This window comes from Pedobacter sp., from assembly GCF_965279535.1.
Lineage (GTDB): Bacteria > Bacteroidota > Bacteroidia > Sphingobacteriales > Sphingobacteriaceae > Pedobacter.
This window is the reverse complement of the sequence record NZ_OZ257244.1, coordinates 2076310-2097976: the sequence shown is the minus strand read 5'-3', so window position 1 is coordinate 2097976 and position 21667 is coordinate 2076310. Positions and strand designations below refer to the sequence as shown.

Here is a 21667-nt window from a genome sequence, read left to right as displayed (position 1 = left end):
GCAACGAAAAATTATTAAAGAATATTTAAGAGTCTAGCGGTTTCAAATTCCCAGATTGAAGCTGTAAAACTAAGGTTCATATCCCCAATGACGAATCTGTGTTTAGCCTTGTAAAATGCGTTAAGTATGAACCCAAGACAAGCAGATTTCCATAGTTTAAAAGCTGAATATTCGCTTAGCCCTATTGTTGTAATTATCTCTATTCAATCCCATGATGTCTGTACTATTTCTTGCCCATTTGATCGGTTATTTGCAATAAAACCTAAGCAACCTGTTTAGGTTTGTTTGATTGCCTACACCCCCTGCATCATAGGATCGCGTTAAGTCTTAGCAGGGGGACCGTAGGTTTTTTAAAGCTTTCTTTGAACATAAAGTGATGAAGCAGTATCTGTTTGATCATTTAGAAAGCTAATCGGATAATACTGCTCTTTTTAGGGCTATTCTCAATCAAAAACTCAAATGATGTTTAAAAAAACGACGATAGTTATCGCCATGGGCTTGCTATGCTTTTCCATTGCGAAGGCTGAAGGGATCAATAGGCTTTCCGATTCGATAGCTCCCTTGAGAATTGGAGATAAAATGCCTGAAACCTTCTGGATGCGGCAGCATCAATTCTATTTTGAAGGCAAATTGCAAAAAGGGAATTTAAGTGGCTACCGAGATAAATTGCTAATACTGGATTTTTGGGCCAGCTGGTGTGGGTCTTGCATTAAAAAATTTGCTTTTGCAGACAGTATTCAGCGGGTTAATAAATCGCGATTGGCCATTGTACTTGTAAATGCCGCCAATACGGGCGACCTGCAGGAAAAAATAGTTTCGAGATTGCAGCCCTATCAAAACGGTCTAAGTACGATCACTGCCGATACCGTATTAACCAGACTTTTCCCACATGCAGTTATCCCACATTATGTGTGGATAGAAAAAGGGCAATTGAGAGCCATTGGCGGATCAGAATTTTTTTCCCCTTCTAATATCGAGGCCTGTTTAGACCGCAGAAATCTGCTCGATCAAATCATTAATAAACGTAATTCAAAACACAAATGAAGAAAATATATAAGCTCATTTTTGCATTCATTTTATGCACAGCCGGACAGCTAAGTGCCCAAACCAGTTTTGAAGGTCGGGTATTTGACAAAAACACCAAGAAGCGATTGTCTGCCAACATCAGCATTGACCTTTTGAAGTTTCGCACAGATAGCAATGGTTATTTTAAAACCAACCTTGTTGCTGGAAAACATCAATTGGTTATTTCTTCATTGGGCTATAAAAGACTCGATACCATTATCATCATGAATGGTAAGTTTTATGAATTCGGACTGTTACCTGCAAGTGTGCAGCTGGAGGAAGTTACCGTTAGTACGGGCTATCAAAGGCTGAGGCAGGAGCGGCTAACCGGTTCATATCAACAGATTACAAGCAATAGTTTGCAAGAGCAGGTGGGTACAAATATTTTGCAACGTTTAGAAGCATTGGGTAATGGCTTAAGTATTGATCGGGAGAGTGCGAGCCGTGGCCGAATAAGCGTGAGGGGTTTAAGTACCATTAGTGGACCAGGGGATGTGTTAATTGTATTGGACAATTTCCCTTATGAAGGAGATTTAAGTACCATTAATCCCAATGATATTGAAAGCATAACCTTATTAAAAGATGCTGCTGCTACCTCTATATGGGGAAGCCGTGCCGGTAATGGCGTGATTGTGGTTAGTACCAGGCAAGGTAAGAACCAGCAGCCATTGAAGATTAACGCATCAGTTATGCAGAATTTTAGTCCCGCGCCATCGCTTTATCGCTTGCCACAAATGAGCAGTAGCGATTATATTGAAGTGGAGCGTTTTCTGTTTAATCAGGGATTATATCAAAACGATTATAATGATGTGAATCGCGTAGGTGTAAGTCCGGTGGTGGAAGTGATGTACAATTCCTCGCTTTCTGAGGCTGAAAAGCAAAAGATGATTGATGCATTCAAAACAAGGGATGTAAGAGACGATTTTACCCAATATTTTTATCAAACGGCCAGGGCGCAACAATATTTTGTACAGGCGAGTGCTGGTGGGTTAAGCGCAAACTGGCTCGCTTCTGCAGGCTATGATCATGAACGCGATTATCTGGATGCACTTAATAAACGGTTAAGCCTACGCTATTCCCTTAATTTGCAGGTGCTGAAGGGGCTGGGGCTTCAACTTGGACTCCAATACTCCGGTAATGATAATGAAAGTGGCAAACCTCAATACGGTTCAGTGCAAGGGCATCAGGGTGGGATTTACCCTTATGCGCGTTTCGCTGATGATGCCGGAAATCCCTTGCCTGTGGCAAGAGACTATCGCTTAAGTTACCTCAAAGATTTAAATGCCAGGTTACTGGACTGGAAATATTATCCGCTAACGGATTATGAGTACAGCACAACGGAAGGGAGAGTTGACGATTTAAACGTCAATACAGGCTTAAGCTACCAGTTGCAGGATTTTAAATTTTCTGTGAATTATCGTTTTCAGCGGCAATCATCGCGTACTGAATTTTTACAGACAATAGATAGTTATGCGGTACGAAACATGGTAAACGGTTTCAGCCAGATTAATGGGAATGTGATTACTTATCCGATGCCAAAAGGTGGAATTGATTACAGGTCAAATGGTTTATTGAAAGCCCAGGATTTACGTTTACAGCTTAATTATAACAAAACCTGGGGGGTACATGCAGTAGATTTTATGGCAGGAGGAGAGCGGCGCGAGCTTATAGGCAGGACGGAGGCTTTGGAAGTTTACGGGTATGATCCCAAGTTGCTGAGCGATGTGAATGTAGATTACGTAAATCAGTATCCAAATTACATCACCGGTTCTTATAGCAATATCCCCTCTTCAAGAAGTATGCAACAGCGCAATACCCGTTTCTTAGGCGCTTACGCAAATTTGAGTTATACTTATCAATCGCAATATCTTTTTTACGGAAGTGCCAGGAGAGATGCTTCGAACTTTTTTGGGGTAAACACCAATAAAAAATGGAAACCGCTTTGGTCAGCAGGATTGGGATGGATAGTTTCTAATGCATCATTTTTTAAACCTGGGACCGTCAGTCTTTTAAAATTGCGGGCGAGCTATGGTTTTAGCGGAAATGCGGATCCTACGCAAACTGCAATCACTACCATTGCCTTTGCCGGGATATCGCCTTTCACCCAGACCCAATGGGCAGAAATTGAACGCCATACGAACCCGGATTTAAGATGGGAGACTGTGAGGACCACAAATTTTGGGATCGACTTTGCTTTACTCAACAGTAGGTTAAGTGGAAGCCTCGATTATTACCTGAAAAGCGGTAAAGACCTGTTTACTGCCTTTCCAATTGATTATACAACAGGTGTTGGGCCTTACCTGATCAGAAACGTAGCCAATATGAGGGGCCACGGGATTGACTTTCAGCTGAACAGCCAAAACCTGGTTGGCGCCTTAAAATGGAGTACACAAGTTAACCTGAGTGTTAATCGGGACCGGATTACGAATTATTTTGCTGCCAGTGAAAATGCAGGAAACTTTATTAGTGGATATACCGCCAGGGTTAGCGGTATGGTGGGCGCACCGGTTTATAGCATATATTCGTTTAAAAGCACGGGGTTAGATGCAAAGGGCGATCCGGTAGGGGTTTTAAAGGGTGAGCCAAGTAAAGATTATCAAAGCATCACTACTTCGGGAACAAAGGTTGATGAATTGCGCTTTCACGGTTCGGCACTACCTACCTGCTATGGTAATATTCAGAACAGAATTTCCCTTAATCAGTTCAATTTGAGCTTCAGTATCAGTTATAAATTAGGTTATTATTTTAGAAGACCTTCCATCAGTTATACTGGCCTTGGCCGATACGATACCGGACATAGTGATTTTGCATTACGATGGCAAAAACCTGGTGATGAATTAAATACCGTTGTACCGGCTTTTGTATATCCTAATGTAAGCTCTAGAGATGCTTTTTACAGTGGTTCGGAACAACTTGTAGAAAAAGGAAATCACTTCAGGCTACAATACATTAATCTGGGTTATAAACTCCCGCAAAGATGGTTCAAAGGCAAGGATAGTACAGTTGAATTGTATTTGAATGCGAGTAATTTGGGGGTCATATGGCGTGCCAATCATTTGAATATAGATCCTGAGTATTTATCTCCATCATCAACCCTTCCGGCTAAGATACTCTCAATTGGCGGCCGACTTAACTTTTAAATGATCAGAAGATGAAAAGAAAAATATGTTTATTTCCAATTGGCGGATTATTAATAATCCTGGCCATTTTGAATTTGACGGGATGTGAAAAATTCCTGGATGAAAAGCCCGACCAAAAATTGGCAACAGTAGAAACCCTTGAAGATATGCAAGGCTTACTTGATTATTATCTTCGGGTAAATTATAAAGATCCGGCAGCAGATAATATATGTGCGGATGATTATTTCTTAACTGATGCTGTTTATAATGCCCGTGACGAATATGACCGGAATTTGTATATGAGAAGAGGCTCGAAGGTTTTCAGTCTTAAAAACAATGCCTGGCAGGATGCTTATTATGTGGTTAACATTTGCAATACGGTTCTCGATGCAGTTGATAAAAAACGAGGAAAAGGAGTAGATGCGGTATCCCTGGATTTTATTTCGGCGCAAGCCAAGTTTCTGCGCGCACGAACTTTTCTAAACATCATTAATGTTTGGACGTTAGCCTATCAACCCTCCAGTTCCGATACAGATTTAGGAATACCCTTAAGGTTAAAGGCAGATTTTAATGCACAAACTACGCGGGCGAGTGTGGCTGAAAGTTATAGACAGGTGATTGCAGACCTGCGTGAGGTTTTGCCTAAGCTCCCGGCAAAAGCAAGCACTCCGGTAAGGGCTTCCAAAGCTGCGGCATATGGTATCTTAAGTAGGGTTATGCTCCAGTTGCATGATTACACAACCGCCGGAAAATATGCGGATAGCTGCCTTCAGATTCATGCTGAGCTCATGGACTTTAATAAACTGAGTACTTCTGCAAGTTTTCCGATTTTACAACTCAATGCAGAAGTGATTTTTGAAAGCAGGGCCAGTGGTGCCGGGCCGCTGTCTCAAACCAGGGCATTGATTAATCCTGAACTATATGGCTTATACGAAAATGACGATCTAAGAAAAACCGTTTTCTTTAAACCGAGTGGAGCGGATTTTATATTTAAAGGATATTATGCCGGTACCACAGGTTATTTTAATGGTATTGCTACAGATGAACTGCTTTTAACCCGTGCCGAATGCCATGTGCGGAACGGAAAGATAAATGAGGCTTTGGCAGACCTTAATCGCTTGCTTAAAAACAGGTATAAAACAGGCAAGTTTACACCTTTGCAGCTTAACGATGCCAGGTTATTGTTAGCCAGGATAAAAATAGAAAGGCGAAAAGAGTTGGTATTCAGGTCGGTTAGATGGACAGATATTAAACGCTGGAACGCGGAGGGAGATGGGATTGTATTAAGCCGGACTGCTGGGGGAGAAACAATAACCTTAATGCCCAACAGCTTAAACTATGCCCTGGCTATTCCCGAAGATATCATATCTTTAGCGGGAATCAGTCAGAATCTGAGATGAGAAAGCGCAGTTAAACTGCGCTTTCTTTACGCTAGTTGGCAGACTTTGTATATTCTGCAGATGAGGTTATGTCTTCATCATCAGGAAATAAGGTGGTGTTCTGCAAATAAGTGCCGAGCTCCATACGGGTATCGATACTTTCATCTACTTTTAAAACACAAGGTATTTCATCAGCATTATCGCAAGTTGGTCCTTGCGGATTGGAGATCAAGGTATATTCGTTTGCAACACGAATGTTTGATGGATCATTTGAATCAAATCTCCAGTATTTATACCCGGTTTTCTTTTCGGTTTTAAATGCACTGTGCAGGGTGACTAATCCTAATCCGATAATCAATGCAATGACAGTGATTTTTAGTTTTGCAATATTTTTCATGATTTGTTCTTGCTTTATTGCGTTGAAAAAGCAAGCAAAAAAGGTTTTGTTTTTTAGTTGATTTTAAACTCCTTTCTCTTTTCTGAAAAGCAAAAGGGAATGTCTGTTTCACAATGTTAGCGCTTCACCTCCTTCTTTAAATATCCAGGCATTAGGAAAATCAGCATTGTCTTGCTGAAGAGCATTAATTTCCAAGTGTTTTATTTCTATGTACAATTCTCCTGAAGCCTTAAAGCTTCCTTTGCCATCTGCGATAGCGAGAAGATTACTTGTAGGGCGAATCAGTTTTCCCTGATCATTATCATACGGAGCTGTAATTACGTCCCTGATTAGGTTTATGGGCAGTCTGTTTTTAAAAGCATAACTGCAGTTGTTTGCCAAAAAATCAATCATTTCATGGTTTAACGAATGGAGGTAACTGACTTGCCTGTTGGTAAATTCAAAATGTGTGATGAGCCAGGTTTTGAAATCATTTTTCAATAACATGGCCTGTGCCTGTAATTGTTCGTCGCCTTCATTGTAGTAATTGGCTAGGCACTTTTGTAACCCTGTAGCGTGGAAAGGAAATTTTTTCATCGTTCGTTATTTAGCTTTTGGTTTAAATAGTTATTTCCGCGGTGATCAAATGTATGGCTGAAAAATACCTGCTTTTCAGACTTGTATAGCCAATTTACACTAAGCGATATCATGATTAACGACTGAGCGATAGGACCGCAACTTTATAGTCGTTTTTAACCGACTAGTGCCAGGGATGCCTGATATCTTTGTGCTTACGCGATTTTATGGATACCTATTTTTTAAGGCAGAAGGGAACAGCGGTGCCTTACTCTGATTATCTGTTAAGAACCTTTTTAGCTTTAGTTGCTGCTCATACAGTGGTTAGCTATGGAGAGCCCGAGAGCTTAGCGGAGCTATTGGCTATGCCTTATTACTATATTTCATTACTGGGTAGTTTCATTATTGCTATTTTACTTGCCAACGGAGTATATCTCATAACCCGGTTATTGGATTATTTTTTGCCCTGGAAAGTTTTTTTACCATATCGGTTGGGAGCACAACTGGTGTTAGGTGTGTGGCTGATGACTTTACTGGCTTCTTTACTGGCCCGGTTGTACTTCCATGCATTTAATCTCCAGCTGGAGCAAACGGCCTATCTGAGGTATTATTTGCCCCTGGTGAGGTGGCTACTCATTGCGTTCAATTTATACTATATGGTATTGTACCTTTACAGAACGCATTTTGAATATTTTAAAGAAGTAATAAAAGACAAAAGACTTTCACTTCATAATCTGCTAAAACCTAATCTTAAACTTCCCCTTGCAACTGATGAGGTTGTGTTTATAGAAGTGCATGATCGTGATGTGTTTGTATTTGATCAGCAAGGCAACAAATATTATTGTAGTTTATCAATGAAGCAATGTCTGGTATTATTGGATCAGGCGCAGTTCTTTCAAATACAGAGGGGATATATTGTTCAGCGAAAGTTTATCAAATCGCTTAGAAAAGGAAGCTCAAATACGATTGAAATAACGCTTCATGTTTTAAATGAAAAACAGCTTACAGTAAGCCAAAGAAGGGCAGTAGCTTTTAAGCGGTGGTTTAGTGGGGGAGCCGGGTAGGGAAAATTGCTGGCAAAATACATCAGCTGTTTGTAGGTTTCAGTGTAATTAACGAAATAAGTTAGTGTTGAAGCTAATTATGATATTTAGGATTTTAAAACAAATTATAGTGGAAAATTTAATATTTTAACTGCAGACTCAGAGTTTGATGAAATCGCTGATCTTACAACAATTAAAAAATATGGGAAGACAGGTGGCCAAATAAGGAAGTGGTAATAAAGGGCTGTTTTCTTAAATTTGAAAATGAGAAGAACGCAACTTATTAATCGGTGGTATTCTGATGAAGGGAGCATTTTGCTAAGTAATGTTTTAAAGGCTTTTGCTAAGGGAAGGAAACTTGAAACAGTTTTAAATTTAAATAAACATGAAAATCGCTGGGATTTAAGGGGAGCCCCACTTTGTTATATAGTGGACCAGCAAAAGCTTGGCAATTCGAAACATCAAATCAATCTTGTTACAGGTTCTTTTAATGTAAAGAATTATGCATTTAGCGATATAGATTTTACTTATGCAGATATTAGTCACAGCGTATTACAGGAGTGCCAGATAGACAATTGTTTGTTTTTAAGATCAAGGGCCAGGGAGATAGCTATTTACAACTGCGATTTTAATATGTGCCATTTTGAATCCGTAGAGTTTTCATACTCGTTCATGAATAGTAATGTTGGTAAACGTGCTGGCTCTTATTTGAATTGTAAGTTTATTAAATCGAAACTAAACGAATGTGTGTTTACCTTTCCTATTATCGATAATTGCTTGTTTGAAGATTGTAATTTACATGCAACCAATTTTGATGGGGCTCGGATACGAAATACTAAATTTGTAGGTAAAGTAAATTCATGTTGGTTCAGAGGATATTCGAAAGCAGCTACAACATCAATTTTATGGCTTTTCAATCGCGTAACTCCACATAATTTTCCAAATTTAATGGATAACGTTGATTTTATAGATGCAGATTTGTATGGTGTTTCTTTCATGAATGGCATAAATTTAGATAAGTGCAAATTTCCTAAAGACGATAATCTATTATTAATCAAAAATATCAAGTCGATCTATTCTATGGCTGCAGAAAGAATCGAAAAAGAATGGGTAGGAGACAGTAAAAGGGTAGGATTAAATCTAATTGATAGTATCTTTTTTAATAAAGATAAGCAAGAGCAGGATGCGGATGTTATTGATAAAAAGATCCTTAAAGATCATGATGGACTTGGGTTTCGCTTTTTTGACTTGATGTCAGATTTAGTAAATAAGCAAACTAATTTAGCTAATTGATATGTATACACTCAAATTAGTATTTGTTCTAAATATTTTTTCTTTTTTATTATGGAAGTAAAATGTTCGGTTTCCTGAAAAACAAAAGCAAAATATCTAGGGATGATCTCATCTTCCTAGACAAAATAGTTGGCCAGTTACCAACCAAATATGAGTATCTATTGCACCAGATTAATGCTGAATTTTTAATTGGTAAAGAACCAAACATTTTGGGTAAGGGAAAAACTTACACTATTCTGCTCAATGCGAATTTAGAGCATCAATATGTCAATCATGAATTGCCAAATCTTATCATCATTAAGGATATATTGGTTTGGAATAAAATTACAGACAAAAATGAAATTGTTGAGTTGCATATTGTTCAAGGCATGTTGGCAGGCTATCGTCTCGATTGTGATTCCAGAGTTTTGGATTTAGATAGAATCTCTATGTCTCATGTTAAAGAAAAAAACTTCCTTAATAAGGAAAAGCATAATGTAGATAAGCTATTCATTAATACTGACCCTGAAGTGCTGGCAAGGTTAGACATTGAAAATACATTTAAGATCAGCATTCATGATAAAGATTATTTCGTAATTAAAGATTTAGGGGACGGAAACTATATTTCTGTAGATAATTTAGGAAAAGTATATGGAATGATTCATGATCCTTATGAAATAGATGCATTATTCGAAAGTATAGAGGGTTTTGTTTCTGAATTGATGAGTGGCAGATTTGATTTTTCAAGTTATATAAATAATAAAGGTTAGCAGTAAGTATGCATGTTTATTCGGGTTTGGAGACTTTGTTTATCAAGACAATTACTGAGAACGAGACTAAATTGCAACGAGAAAAATCTACAGGAAATTCAATAATTAATGCCACAATGTGGAAGTAAAAAAATGGAAAGATACAGGGTAAATTTTAGCAATCATATTAACAACGGATGGGGAATACTTTTAGTAATAGGGATAGGAGTGTTTTTCCCTTATTTCATGTCTTGGATTAAACACGAGGATATAGAGTCATTTAATTGGACTGGAATATTAATCTTTTTTGTTGGAGCCTTACCGGCCTTGATCATTCATATTAACTACTATATTGTAAATTTTGGCGATGTATTTGAATATTTTGACCAAAAGAAACAAATAACGATTTACCATAATAGTAAGTCAACAACTTTTAGCTTTGATGATATAGATTATGTTCAGCGTTCCATGTCCTGGAACAAAGCGGCCAGAAGGTCTTTTATATTTACATGGGAGGGCTATAACCATTCCTATATACATCTAAAAGATGGTAGGCGGTTTACAGTAACAAGCTTACTGGTTCCGGATTTAGAACTGCCCATAGAAAAAGAAAAGATAATTGTAAAGGAAAACTTCTATCGATTGGCAAAGTCCTATTGACCAGAAGCCTTGGTTTAAGCGTTCACTTTTCGTGACCAATAAATCAAGTATATAACTTAGGACTTTGTTATTTTAGCTGCTGTCTGTTGTTATTTTTTCCAAAGGAGGCCTCTATTGTTGCAAGTATGTGCTAACATTTCCCAGCTGGCTTAAGAGTTCGCTATTTCAGTGGTCATTAAAATCACTCTTGATTCCCAATGCGCCTCAACTATATGCGGCAACACCTATATTTGTGAGGTTTTATTTCAGTCTGCAGGGCTTGTTTGTAAAGATATTTAAGTGATCTTACGGAACACATGAACAATAACAGGCTAAATGGACAAAAGAAAAAAAGTACATTCAAAAAAGATTTGATAAATAGGTAATGAGCTTTAAAAGAATAGTAGTGGCAAGCTGTGTATATGTTTTACTTACTGGTTTAATAAGTGCCTTTTATTTGTTTGCAATTTTGATTCAGGGGCTAATTGTCGATTTTATCGGTTGGACATCTGTATTGTTGTGTGGAGGAGTAATACTGGCATCAATTATTAATAACCTCTTGATCTTAAATAATACATCCAATATCAAAAATAAACAGGTGCTGTTAAATTTTTGGATATGTGTTTTTCAGGTAATTTATATTACGTTTAATGGATTTCAATTTAACTATAATCAAGGTTTGGAAGTAATCTGCTATGTTCAAATGGAAAATGTAAGTAAATTACTCACTGTAGGTGTTTTGTTCGAGAATTTTAATTTTGCATTTAATTTTAAATTCCTTGATTCCGACTTTTCTAGTTTAGGCGTAAATTTAATATCACTTTGTCTCTGTTTAACTTTTTTGTACTATTACAGAAATAATAATGCTGCTAGCGTTAAAACTTCCTCTCTGGTATAAGTTTTCGTCTATCGCATTTAATAAACCTAAATTTTAAAGGATGCATTCGCAAAGCTAATGTATACAGGTAGGTATGCACTTTACTCCGATCTGTAAACCTTGTTTTTCAACAGGGTTAAGTGATTCTGTGTAATACTTAAAGCAGAGAGGGAGGGAGAGTGAAGATAAGCGATCACGAATTAATTATTGGATGGACACTGTATACAAACAATATGGAAGGTATAGCTAAAAGCATGAATCCAGATAGATATACTTGGAATGAAAGGGACTTTAATGACCTTGGATGGCATGATAACAGAATTCGAGCGCTGTTTTTCGAACATCAGGATTATGCGATTAGCATGTCTATTGATTACATCTATAAATGGGAAGAAAACTTTAATGGTTATTGGGTAGCTCCAGCAATGCTTTTTTTTTATAACGTTTCATCCCTAGAAATAAATATATCTTTTGGTGATATGGCTGATTTGATCATTGAAGATATATTCAGAGAAAAAGAAAGGAGTACTCCAAATGGCTTAATGACAGAACATGAATATGTTGTGAACACAAATGTTGGTAGGATTAGTTTTTTTTCTACAGGATTTAAACTAGAACTTAAACAAGATCCGGACTTTTCGCAAAGTCAGGATTATCGTTTATAATTATACCCCCTGCTATAATTCGCTGGGTAGCTGATCTATGCAGTACGTTTAATCAATAAGATTATTGGGAAAGGCTATCTTGCTTAGCAAACTTTCCCTGGTCGGTATTTCTTCGCCTTCAGATCCATCATGCCTCAGGATGTCAATTCAGTATCGCTATTGCACTCTGCTCCTGAGATAATTTCTCTATGGTATATTATGCAGTTCCATATTGACTGCATTTTACGTATATTTAATAAATCCGTTTTTTAAAGGATCGCAAAGTATCCAAAGAATACACCGAAGTCCACCTTTTATCTAGGTTTAGTATGTTATAGGTGGACTTGATGTGGACTTACTACGGCTCAAGTATGGCTTATCTATGCTTCAATATCGGTTGAGGCTGCAACCTGGGATAGATTGTCTTACTCTCTTATAGCTATACAGGTAGTTGAATTAGTTTGACATTGATTATAGTCTTAAATTTCTTATTCCCGTATGGGTTATACAAGTTTTATTTCCTTGGGTTTATACTTTTCAGGTTTCCATCTTTTCTTGATTTCTCCATTCTCTGGCTGCGCATGTTCAGGTTTTAGATATTGGCCTTACCCGCTTATCGCTATATCGCATATAAATTTGTAAAAGCTTAAACTTAATACCAAACCAATATTGGCGTGACCATAAGCCCCGTTTACATTCCCCAAACCGTAACCACTAACCTACGCTGCCCGCCATGATTGCGGTGCTCGCAAAGGTAAATGCCTTGCCAGGTTCCCAATGCCAAACGGCCATTGCGGATAGGAATGCTTACCGAACTTCCCAATAAAGATGATTTTAGATGTGCCGGCATATCATCCGATCCTTCATAATCGTGTTCATAATCAGGATCATTTTCGGGTACGTTTTTGTTAAAGAAGGTTTCAAAATCTACCCTTACAGTTGGATCAGCGTTTTCATTAATGGTTAAAGATGCCGAAGTATGCTGGATAAATACCTGGCACATGCCCATTTTCAACTGCGCAATTTCGGGTAGAGCATTTTCAATTTCTGTGGTGATGATGTGGAAACCCCTTCTTCTTTCGCGAAGGGAGAGTGTTTGCTGGAAAATGTTCATGAATAAGGTTTGATATGGCGCAAAATTAACCTTTCCGGGTTAAACTACTAAATACTGCAGCGGTAACTAATCCACCAATAAGGTACCAGGCTACTGTAAGTACTTTGGTTTTATTGCAACGGGTAACCGGTTCATCATCTAAACCCATTTTATCGGGCAGGTTAACGGCACCCAAGCCGGCCGTTAAGCCAGATGCAGCAGCTTTAAGAAATAAGTTTTTCTTTCCTGCAAAGCCGATGGCACTGTAATAAATTCCGTTGCTGATGAAATCGCTTGCCAGGGTAGCCAGATAAAGGTTTTTACCCGTAGGGGCATTAATGTTAAGGCTATTTAAAGAGCGGTAAAGCGCCTCTTCCCCGATCAGGTCAATGCGTGGCGCATCCGAATCGAATCGCCTTACCGTTTCATGAAGGATGTTTAAGGCTGCCGATCCGGCGAAGCCTGCGAGCAATGCTTTTAATATTTTCATCTTTTAGCGAATTAATTTAACCCCGATCTGAGCAACCCATACTCATTAATAAAAAGGATATAAAGCTAAAATTGTTTTAAAATGAATGTACTTATTGTTGAATATACTCCGTTGGGCTTTTGCCAAAATACTTTTTAAACTCTAGGCTGAAGTATTTACGATCGTTAAAACCCACACTATAGGCAACCTCTGCAATGTTCCGGGTTGTACCCAAAAGCTGAGCTGCACGTTTTAAACGGATAGATTTAATAAAATCGTTAACAGAAAGATCGGTTAAAGCCCGTATCTTTTTGTACAATACCGGCTGGCTCATTCCAATTTCTGTTGCCAATGTGGGCACATCGAATTCCGTATCGCTAATCCGGTCTTCTATTATCTGGATAATCTTATTTAAAAATTTCTGATCGGTTTGGTTAATGATCAGGTTTTTAGGCTCGAGGGTTACCACCTGAGAGAATTTTTGTTTAAGGGTTTCCCGTGCCTGAAGTAAGTTTTGAATGTTCAGCTTTAAAACCTGCAGGTTAAAAGGTTTCATAATATAGGCATCGGCACCCTGTTCCAAACCGTTAATCTGGTGGACATAGGCCGATCTTGCCGTGAGCAAAACCACGGGGATATGGCTGGTTCTCTCATCGGTTTTTAACCTGCGGCACAGTTCCAGTCCATCCATGTTAGGCATCATTACATCACTCAGTATTAAATCTGGAATCAGCTCTATGGCAACATCTAAACCTTTAACGCCGTCTTCTGCCTCCTGAATTTCATACTCATCTATCAATGCATTTTTAACGAAATGACGAACTTCGGCATTATCTTCTACCAGCAGGATTTGATATCGTTTTTTAGTTTCAGTGCTTGTCTGTTCAGTTATAACCGGGGTTTCTGGCTGCAGTGCCGGTTTTAGACTGTAGTTTGAAGCATCATCATAATAAACATAATCCTGAATAAAATCTTTAGCATCAAAATGATCTTTGCCCTGTTTCAACTGGAAAGTAAAGCAGGTAAATCCAGTTGCTTCTACCGTTGCGGGTTTACTGGTAAAACTGATGTTTCCATGGTGCAGGTTAATGATGCTTTTGGAAAGCGATAAACCCAAACCGGTTCCAATACTGGTATGTGATTTAGATTGATAAAAGCTGTTAAACAAGTTGCCCTGATCTTCTAAAGGAATGCCCATTCCGGTATTGCTTACCAGTACTTTGATGTGGTTCTCTTCTGTTTTTAGCGCTACTTTAATTTCCCCGGCATCAGGAGTAAACTTAAAAGCGTTGGAAAGCAGGTTGAACATTACTTTTTCCAGCTGTACCTTATCAAAGTAAATGGTTATATCCTCTACCTCAGTATAAAAACTGTACTCAATATGTTTGGTAATAGCCACATTTTGAAAGGCCAGGTAAATTTCCCTGCAAAATTTAACCAGATTACCCGGGCTAACCTGCAAGGGCATTTTGCCACTCTCTGTTTTCCTGAAATCGAGCAATTCATTTACCAGGTGCATTAACCTGTCTGCATTATTTTTTATGGGCTGGAGGCTTCGGTGCAGTGCAGGATCATCCTGCGCATCGCTAATCATTTTGTCTAATGGCCCGGTAATGAGGGTCAAAGGCGTTTTAATTTCGTGCGAAATGTTGGTAAAGAACTCCAGCTTATGCTCGTTTACTTCTTTTTCCTGCGTAAGAAGCGCTTTAACGAGGAGGTAGCGGAGCACAAGCACCAAAACTGCAACGGTTACCAGCAAATAGAAAAGATAGGCCCACCAGGTTCTGTAAAAAGGAGGGAGTATTTCTAATTTCAAAACACTGGCCTCTTTTGCCCATAAGCCATCGTTATTGCTGCCTTTAACCAACAGTTTATAATTACCTGGAGAAATATTGGTATAACTTGCTGCGGGAACATCAACATAGTTCCAGTTATTTTCAAATCCGACCAGTTTATAGGCATATTTATTTTTATCAGATTTGATGAAATTTAAAACCGTAAAATCTATGGTAAAAACGTTTTGAGCTGATTTAAGGGTAAGTTCGGGAGCGACACTCAGGTTTTTATCTAAAACGCTGTTTTCTTCATCAATCTGTACAGGCTTGTTAAACAATTTCAAGCCCGTAAAAATAACCTTTGCTGCACTTTTGTTTTCCCTGATCTGTGAGGGAAAAAAGCTGATCATACCACTTAAACTACCAAAGAAAAGCTCTCCGCTGGCATCTTTCAGTAATGATTTATAATTAAACTCATTTCCAGGCAAACCATCTTTTACATTGTAAGTTTTAAAGGTTCTTTTCGCCGGATCGAACCTGCAAAGACCATTGTCGGTACTTACCCAAAGTATTTGCTGCTCATCTTCCAGTATGCCTACAATATTGTTGCTGGGCAGTCCCGCTTTTTTATCCACCAGGGTATAATGGTGCTTTTCGGCATCAAGCTTAAAAAGGCCATTGCGAAAAGTGCCGATCCACAGGTTTCCTTTTTTATCTTCGGCAATACTGCTCACATTATTATAAGGCAACAGGTTGGGACGGTCTGCTCTTCGCGGTGTAAAACGACTGGCATCTCCTTTAAGTTGATATAAACCCGAGTTAGCTGCTACCCATAGGTTATGTTTCGAATCTTCAAAAATATAAGAAACGGCATCCGAGAGGCCATTTATCATATTGCGTACAAACTTTCCGGTACTGGTGTTAAAACTGTTTAAGCCGTTGTTAGTACCTACCCAAAACCTGCCCTTACTGTCTTCGAAAATGGCGGTAATTTCATCATTGCTGATAGATGAAACATCATTTTTCTTACTGGTATAGCGTACAAACGTATGGCTGGCCGGTTGAAAAAGGTTAAGGCCACCCAGATGTGTACCTACCCAGATTCGGTTTTTATTATCTTTAATGATGGATTTAACCAGGTTAGAACTTAAACTCGTGCTGTTATTGGGGTTGTAGCGGTAATGTGTGTAAATATTGCGTTTGCGGTCGTAATAATTTAATCCTTCACCTTCTGTACCTATCCAAAGGTTATGGTCGTTATCTTCGGTAATGGCACTAACCACATTGCTGCTTAAACCGGTTTGCCCTTTGGCGCTCTGGTAAACTTTAAAGGGGGTGTAATTGGGGTAAAGTAAATTAACACCGCCATAATAAGTGCCGATCCAGATAATGCCCTGGCGATCCTGAAAAATATCGTAAACAGAGTTTTGACTCAGGCTTGCTGGATTACCCGGCTCGTTCTGGATACTGCTAAAAGTGTGATTTTTGGGGTTGTAGATGTTGATGCCGTGGAGGGTGCCTATCCACAATCTGTTTTGCTGATCAATAATGATTTTCCGGATATTATTACTGCTGATGCCATTGGTGTTTAAGCTGGAATAGGTGTAAGCCGTTATTTTAGCCGTTCTTAAATTCCATTGGTATAAACCTGTTTGTTTAGTGCCAATCCACAGGTTATGATCACTATCTTCAACTATGCTGGTAACATGGTTATCTATTGCCTTGTTAATGGCATCACTAAAATTCTTAAAGTATTTAAACTGCGCTTTGCCATTTACAATGCGCATATTCATTAAGCCGCCTGATGAGCTGATCCAAATGGTTCCGGTATGATCTTCGGCAACTGTATAAATCCTTTGTCCGCTTTTTGGATGTGATAGATATTGCCTGAACCTGTAGTTTTCCTGATCAGTTAACAGGTTTAATCCATTACCTGTACCCACCCAGATCCTCTTCTTACTGTCTTGAAATATACAATGGATCAGGCTGTTGCTGATTGCGGTAGGATTGCTTTTATCCGCAAGCACCCGGTCAAAATTATCCCTTGCCTCATTGTACCTGTTTAACCCATGTGGAGTTCCAATCCATAACGAACCGTCTTTTGCAGGTAACATAGCCGCAATATATTCCGAACCACTTAAGCTTTTGGGATTGTTCGGCTCCTGTTTATAAATTTTAAAGGTTTGTGAGTCATATTTATTCAGGCCAAACCGGGTTCCCATCCAAATAAAGCCTTTTGCATCCTGCGTTATAGATAGAACAGAACTTTGTGATAAACCGTTTTCTACATTGAGGTGCTTAAATGCATAATTATCCTGTGCGCGTACAACATTGGTGGCAAATGAAAGAAGCAATAGGATGAAAATTCTCATGTAAAACAAATTGGGGATGTTTGGTCGTTGTTTTAATGGGTTAAAAGTACAATTATGTTTTAATTATTGAAATGGAAGACTATTGGATATGGATTTTAACAGTAGCATTTATCTGCAGGAAATAGCAATAAGTTGGGATTTATAATTTTACCCCATCTTATTAAGGATTTTATCCCATTTAATATCCGTTTAATAAACAAATTTGAGCTAACCAAATATACAGGGCCTTGTTTTTCAAAGGCTCATTATTCCATAGTTTGCGTTTGAAGGAGCAATCATTTGATGATGAATGAATGCTTAGTGGGGAAAAATTTGTTAAAAAACTGAAACAATTATAACCTAAACCAAAATTAAAATGGATAGACTTTACCACCCGTTATCCCACAACCCATGAGCCTGCAGCTTAATTGCAAACCGCTCAAAAATTACCCCTTTTCAATCAGTATTAAACGGAAAAGATAAGTGAAGCTGATCATTATTAATTCAAACAAACCAAGTTATGAAAAAGCTTTTATTTTGCTGTTTGATCTTGATAAGCCATATGGCTTTCGGTCAGACTATTTTTGAAACCATTTTACCCCGGATAAACGAAGATATACAATCCGGAATTACTACTGCAACGCTTAACGCAAATGTAGCCAGTGCCTTAACCAAACTCCAGGCAGACGGGAAATTTTCAGATATCAACAATTATACCAATGCCGAGAATGGTGTGCATTTAAGTAGGGTTAGGGATATGGCGAGGGCCTACAGCCGGGTTGGCTCTACTTATAAAGACAGCGTAAGGGTTTATAATGCCATTGTACTTGCACTTAATACTTGGTATACTTTAAAACCAGATCACGACAACTGGTGGTACGATGATATCAATTACCCACAGTCTATAGGGCAGATATTAATCCTGATGCGTTACGGACTTAGCCCAATTGGTACCACACTCGAAAACCAGCTGGTATCGCGCATGAAAATCAAGACATTTAAGAAAGGAGATGGTGCCAATACAACGGATGAATCATTGCATTATCTATATCGGGCATGTTTAACCCAGAATACCGTGACACTGGATTCGGCAGCAACTTTTTCTTTTGAAGGCATTAGTTACAGTTTTACCGAAGGGATGAATGAAGACAATTCATTTACTGCACATGGGAAACAGTTGTATATTAATGGGTATGGTGGCGAATTCATCAAAACTGCTTATAATATAGCCACATTTTTAGAGGGTACCAGTTATGCCTTAAGCAGTTCTAAAAAACTTATGCTCAATAAGCTTTACCTGAATACTTTTGTTAAGGCCGGACGAGGGAGTCACCGTGATTTTAATACCGGAGGCAGGGGGATAAGCAGAGGATCGGGGATTACCCATTCCCGCAGTTCGGGGGTATTTAGCGCTTATCTGGGAGATGTGAGAACAGTAAATCCGACATTGACAGTCGTTTTAGATTCTGTTGCTGCCGGAACCCATCAGCTTAAACCGGTACATAACCGCTATTTCAGGGGCGATTACGATTTGCATATCCGCCCTGGATATACCTTTGGAGTACGAACGGTTTCTAACCGGACGGTAAGAGCAGAAAAAGGGAACGGAGAGAACTTATTAGGGAAATTCCTGTCAGATGGCGCAACGAATATCCAGCGGATAGGTCCTGAATATCAGAACATTTATCCCATATGGGAATGGGACAAAATTCCGGGAACTACAGCAAGAGATTTCTCAGGTGATGCCGGTGCTACCATTACGGCAGCAGATTGGGGTTCTGTTCCCGGAGTTACCGCTTTTGTTGGCGGAGTAAGCGACAGCTTATATAGTGCCAGTGCCTATGATATGGATTTTAATGGCGTAAAGGCAAAAAAAACATGGTTCTTTTTTGATCAGGAAGTGGTTTGCCTGGGTACCAATATTACGACCACGGCAACAGAAAATCTGGTAACCAGTATTAACCAATGTTGGTTGTTCGGCAATATTCAAACCAGTAATGCAGGAGTTACCGCTACCATTGATAGTGCCTCCAATACCAGTACTGCTTTAACTACTCCTAACTGGGTATTGCACGATAAGATAGGTTATTTCTTTCCAACCGGAGGCAATATTACTATTAATAATAAAGTGCAAACTGGTAGCTGGAGCCGCATTAACAATACGCAGTCAACCACCAGCTTATCAGGTGCAGTATTTAACATGTGGATTAACCACGGAGTTGCACCTGGGAATGCGAAATATGCCTATATCGTTGTACCCAATATCAATGATGTTACAGCAATGCAGAACTATAACAGTACGAATATTAAGATTGTCAAAAACTCCGATACGGTGCAGGCAGTGAGGCATTTAGGATTAGATATGATGCAGGTAATATTTTACAAGGCAGGCACAGTCACTGATGGGACCATTTCGGTAACAGTTAATGCACCTTGTGCACTTTTATTTAAGCAGTTAAGTACAGCGAACGTGCTTCTTTCAATCGCCGATCCAGCCCAGCAAAACGGAAACATCAATGTAACTTTTAGTTTGCCTGGTATTGCTGGTGGAACAAGATATTTATCAGCAACGCTACCTACCGGAGATTTGGCGGGTGCATCAACACGGTATTTGTTAAACCAGAGCCTGCCGTTAGAGCCGCCATCAAGTCTTAATTCCATTGCAGATGCTTATATGAGAGATGGCACTTATGCCGGAACCAATTACGGATCGGCAACCATGTTAGTGGTAAAAAAGGAGAGTGGTGCGGGATATTCGCGGGAAGCGATATTCAAGTTTGATCCCAGAAGCATCCAACGCCCGGTTAGCCTTGCGAAATTACATTTATACGTTAGTTATGCAAATTCGCAGGCAGGCTCCGGTCAATGGGCCGTTTACCAAACCAATAGCAGCTGGACCGAAAGCACAATAAACTGGAACAATAAACCTGCTCAAAAGAATCTGATTGCCACGGCACAGGGGCAAAGCACTACAGGCTATGTAGATTGGGATATCACTACATTAATCAATAGCCTGCATCCCGATAGCCTTTTATCACTGAAACTGGTTGCTACCACAGTAAATTCTTTAGGAGATGCTGGTTTTGGTTCAAAAGAGAGTGCCTTCGTGCCTCAGATAATTATTGACGACACTGCTCCTAAAGTTGAGCAATTGGGCGGTGTTGGCGATGCTTATGTTAAAAGCGGAACGGCCAATGTGAATACTAATTTTGGTAATGCAGGTTATCTCGCTGCACAAAATGGGTTTTACGAAAGTTATCTTCAGTTCGATTTGAATAACATAGCCGGAAAAGTGGTAGGAGCAAAGCTCAAACTCAACAGCCTGGGGAGCGCTGCAACCCAATGGCAGTTGTATAAGGTAAACAATAACAGCTGGACAGAAACAGGAATTACCTGGAACAATAAACCAACAGGAACAGACAGTTTAATTACAACGATAAATGCGGTAGCAGGGACAGTATATTTTGACATCGTTAACCTGCTTAAGAGTATTCCGGGAGATGGATTACTCAGCTTTAAAATTGTGGCAACCGCCAATGTTTACAGTTCATTCTCCAGTAAGCAGGCCTCTAATGCAAGCCTTAGGCCAAGTATCGAATATCTGGTAGATACCACAGGGAACAATGGGCTGATGATGGTGGCACAAACGGATATGCTTGCCCTGAAATCGCGTTTACAAAACGCTTTAACCAGTATGAAAACGGCTGAAGAACAGAAGTTAGCAAATGACACTGCGATTTTCCCCGCTAACCTGGTTACGCCCAATGGTGATGGGCGTAACGATACCTGGTTAATCAGGAATATTGACAACTATAAAAAGAATTCGGTCAAGGTGTTCTCTATCAATGGCCAGTTAATCTACAGCAGGCAAAATTATGATAACAGCTGGAATGCCACATACAATGGTGCTCCGCTGACAGATGGTGCTTATGTTTACATCATTGATAAAGGCGATCAGACACCTTTGGTGAAAGGCGTGCTGAATGTGATTAGCAATTTTAAATAATCCTTAAATTTCTCTTTAATTGCTTAAAAGCTGGGTAACGGAAACGTTATCCAGCTTTTTTTTTAGAATTCCACCCCCAATCTTTAAGAATTCCACCCCTGCTCATTTCAACCGAAATGAGATTTTTGGACTAACCAAATAGACGCGGCTCCGCCAGGAAGAGCCACGATAACCAAATAATAGTTGCGAACTTTTTTCTCCCGGAAACTTTATAAACCAACATAACTAACTAAT

14 protein-coding genes are annotated in these 21667 nt (G+C 39.1%); 9 read left to right on the top strand and 5 right to left on the bottom strand.

The genetic code is table 11. The features are described from left to right. Positions 1 to 459: 459 nt before the first annotated feature. From ACQY77_RS08275 to ACQY77_RS08265, 3 genes are read left to right on the top strand one after another with little or no spacing between them, the layout of a single operon-like run. The gene (locus ACQY77_RS08275; protein WP_421938446.1) at positions 460 to 1044 is read left to right on the top strand and encodes a TlpA family protein disulfide reductase; all 585 of its coding nucleotides are present in this window, start codon (positions 460 to 462) and stop codon (positions 1042 to 1044) included. Then, on the top strand, positions 1041 to 4205 hold the full coding sequence (locus ACQY77_RS08270) for a SusC/RagA family TonB-linked outer membrane protein (RefSeq protein WP_421938447.1): 3165 nt from the start codon (positions 1041 to 1043) through the stop codon (positions 4203 to 4205). The genes ACQY77_RS08275 and ACQY77_RS08270 overlap by 4 nt, the downstream gene beginning before the upstream one ends. An 11-nt stretch (positions 4206 to 4216) precedes the next feature. Beyond that, on the top strand, positions 4217 to 5584 hold the full coding sequence (locus tag ACQY77_RS08265; RefSeq protein WP_421938448.1) for a RagB/SusD family nutrient uptake outer membrane protein: 1368 nt from the start codon (positions 4217 to 4219) through the stop codon (positions 5582 to 5584). A 31-nt stretch (positions 5585 to 5615) separates the two neighbouring features. Here the strand turns inward: ACQY77_RS08265 and ACQY77_RS08260 are convergent, their stop codons facing one another. Beyond that, a complete protein-coding gene (locus ACQY77_RS08260) occupies positions 5616 to 5960 on the bottom strand; it encodes a hypothetical protein (protein ID WP_421938449.1) in 345 nt (114 codons plus the stop codon). 108 nt (positions 5961 to 6068) lie between these two features. Next, positions 6069 to 6536: a hypothetical protein gene (locus tag ACQY77_RS08255; protein WP_421938450.1), complete on the bottom strand. Its 468-nt coding sequence runs from the start codon at positions 6534 to 6536 to the stop codon at positions 6069 to 6071. 206 nt (positions 6537 to 6742) lie between these two features. On the opposite strand from ACQY77_RS08255, the gene ACQY77_RS08250 reads away from it, so the two are divergent. The 5 genes from ACQY77_RS08250 (at position 6743) to ACQY77_RS08230 (ending at position 11760) form a co-directional block, all read left to right on the top strand. Beyond that, positions 6743 to 7579, top strand: a complete 837-nt coding sequence (locus ACQY77_RS08250) for a LytTR family DNA-binding domain-containing protein (RefSeq protein ID WP_421938451.1) — start codon at positions 6743 to 6745, stop codon at positions 7577 to 7579. 243 nt (positions 7580 to 7822) lie between these two features. Next, positions 7823 to 8851, top strand: a complete 1029-nt coding sequence (locus ACQY77_RS08245; RefSeq protein WP_421938452.1) for a pentapeptide repeat-containing protein — start codon at positions 7823 to 7825, stop codon at positions 8849 to 8851. 62 nt (positions 8852 to 8913) lie between these two features. Continuing rightward, positions 8914 to 9600, top strand: coding sequence for a hypothetical protein (locus tag ACQY77_RS08240; protein ID WP_421938453.1), 687 nt, complete (start codon positions 8914 to 8916; stop codon positions 9598 to 9600). 132 nt (positions 9601 to 9732) lie between these two features. Beyond that, the gene (locus ACQY77_RS08235; protein ID WP_421938454.1) at positions 9733 to 10239 is read left to right on the top strand and encodes a hypothetical protein; all 507 of its coding nucleotides are present in this window, start codon (positions 9733 to 9735) and stop codon (positions 10237 to 10239) included. 1089 nt (positions 10240 to 11328) lie between these two features. Continuing rightward, on the top strand, positions 11329 to 11760 hold the full coding sequence (locus ACQY77_RS08230; protein ID WP_421938456.1) for a hypothetical protein: 432 nt from the start codon (positions 11329 to 11331) through the stop codon (positions 11758 to 11760). Between the two features lie 670 nt (positions 11761 to 12430). On the opposite strand, the gene ACQY77_RS08225 is transcribed toward ACQY77_RS08230, so the two are convergent. From ACQY77_RS08225 to ACQY77_RS08215, 3 genes are all read right to left on the bottom strand, one after another. Then, positions 12431 to 12853, bottom strand: a complete 423-nt coding sequence (locus tag ACQY77_RS08225; RefSeq protein ID WP_421938457.1) for a secondary thiamine-phosphate synthase enzyme YjbQ — start codon at positions 12851 to 12853, stop codon at positions 12431 to 12433. A 25-nt stretch (positions 12854 to 12878) separates the two neighbouring features. Beyond that, the gene (locus tag ACQY77_RS08220) at positions 12879 to 13322 is read right to left on the bottom strand and encodes a hypothetical protein (RefSeq protein WP_421938458.1); all 444 of its coding nucleotides are present in this window, start codon (positions 13320 to 13322) and stop codon (positions 12879 to 12881) included. A 91-nt stretch (positions 13323 to 13413) separates the two neighbouring features. Beyond that, positions 13414 to 17448: a two-component regulator propeller domain-containing protein gene (locus ACQY77_RS08215; RefSeq protein ID WP_421938459.1), complete on the bottom strand. Its 4035-nt coding sequence runs from the start codon at positions 17446 to 17448 to the stop codon at positions 13414 to 13416. A 499-nt stretch (positions 17449 to 17947) separates the two neighbouring features. Between ACQY77_RS08215 and ACQY77_RS08210 the strand changes: the two genes are divergently transcribed. Further along, on the top strand, positions 17948 to 21433 hold the full coding sequence (locus ACQY77_RS08210; protein ID WP_421938460.1) for a polysaccharide lyase family 8 super-sandwich domain-containing protein: 3486 nt from the start codon (positions 17948 to 17950) through the stop codon (positions 21431 to 21433). Positions 21434 to 21667 lie beyond the last annotated feature (234 nt).

Bases quoted from the DNA above. Each gene is read 5' to 3' on its own strand.
- ACQY77_RS08240 (WP_421938453.1), top strand. From the start codon at position 8,914: ATGTTCGGTTTCCTGAAAAACAAAAGCAAAATATCTAGGGATGATCTC.
- ACQY77_RS08225 (WP_421938457.1), bottom strand. From the start codon at position 12,853: ATGAACATTTTCCAGCAAACACTCTCCCTTCGCGAAAGAAGAAGGGGT.
- ACQY77_RS08270 (WP_421938447.1), top strand. From the start codon at position 1,041: ATGAAGAAAATATATAAGCTCATTTTTGCATTCATTTTATGCACAGCC.
- ACQY77_RS08235 (WP_421938454.1), top strand. From the start codon at position 9,733: ATGGAAAGATACAGGGTAAATTTTAGCAATCATATTAACAACGGATGG.
- ACQY77_RS08215 (WP_421938459.1), bottom strand. From the start codon at position 17,448: ATGAGAATTTTCATCCTATTGCTTCTTTCATTTGCCACCAATGTTGTA.
- ACQY77_RS08255 (WP_421938450.1), bottom strand. From the start codon at position 6,536: ATGAAAAAATTTCCTTTCCACGCTACAGGGTTACAAAAGTGCCTAGCC.
- ACQY77_RS08260 (WP_421938449.1), bottom strand. From the start codon at position 5,960: ATGAAAAATATTGCAAAACTAAAAATCACTGTCATTGCATTGATTATC.
- ACQY77_RS08220 (WP_421938458.1), bottom strand. From the start codon at position 13,322: ATGAAAATATTAAAAGCATTGCTCGCAGGCTTCGCCGGATCGGCAGCC.
- ACQY77_RS08275 (WP_421938446.1), top strand. From the start codon at position 460: ATGATGTTTAAAAAAACGACGATAGTTATCGCCATGGGCTTGCTATGC.
- ACQY77_RS08230 (WP_421938456.1), top strand. From the start codon at position 11,329: ATGGAAGGTATAGCTAAAAGCATGAATCCAGATAGATATACTTGGAAT.
- ACQY77_RS08250 (WP_421938451.1), top strand. From the start codon at position 6,743: ATGGATACCTATTTTTTAAGGCAGAAGGGAACAGCGGTGCCTTACTCT.
- ACQY77_RS08245 (WP_421938452.1), top strand. From the start codon at position 7,823: ATGAGAAGAACGCAACTTATTAATCGGTGGTATTCTGATGAAGGGAGC.
- ACQY77_RS08210 (WP_421938460.1), top strand. From the start codon at position 17,948: ATGAAAAAGCTTTTATTTTGCTGTTTGATCTTGATAAGCCATATGGCT.
- ACQY77_RS08265 (WP_421938448.1), top strand. From the start codon at position 4,217: ATGAAAAGAAAAATATGTTTATTTCCAATTGGCGGATTATTAATAATC.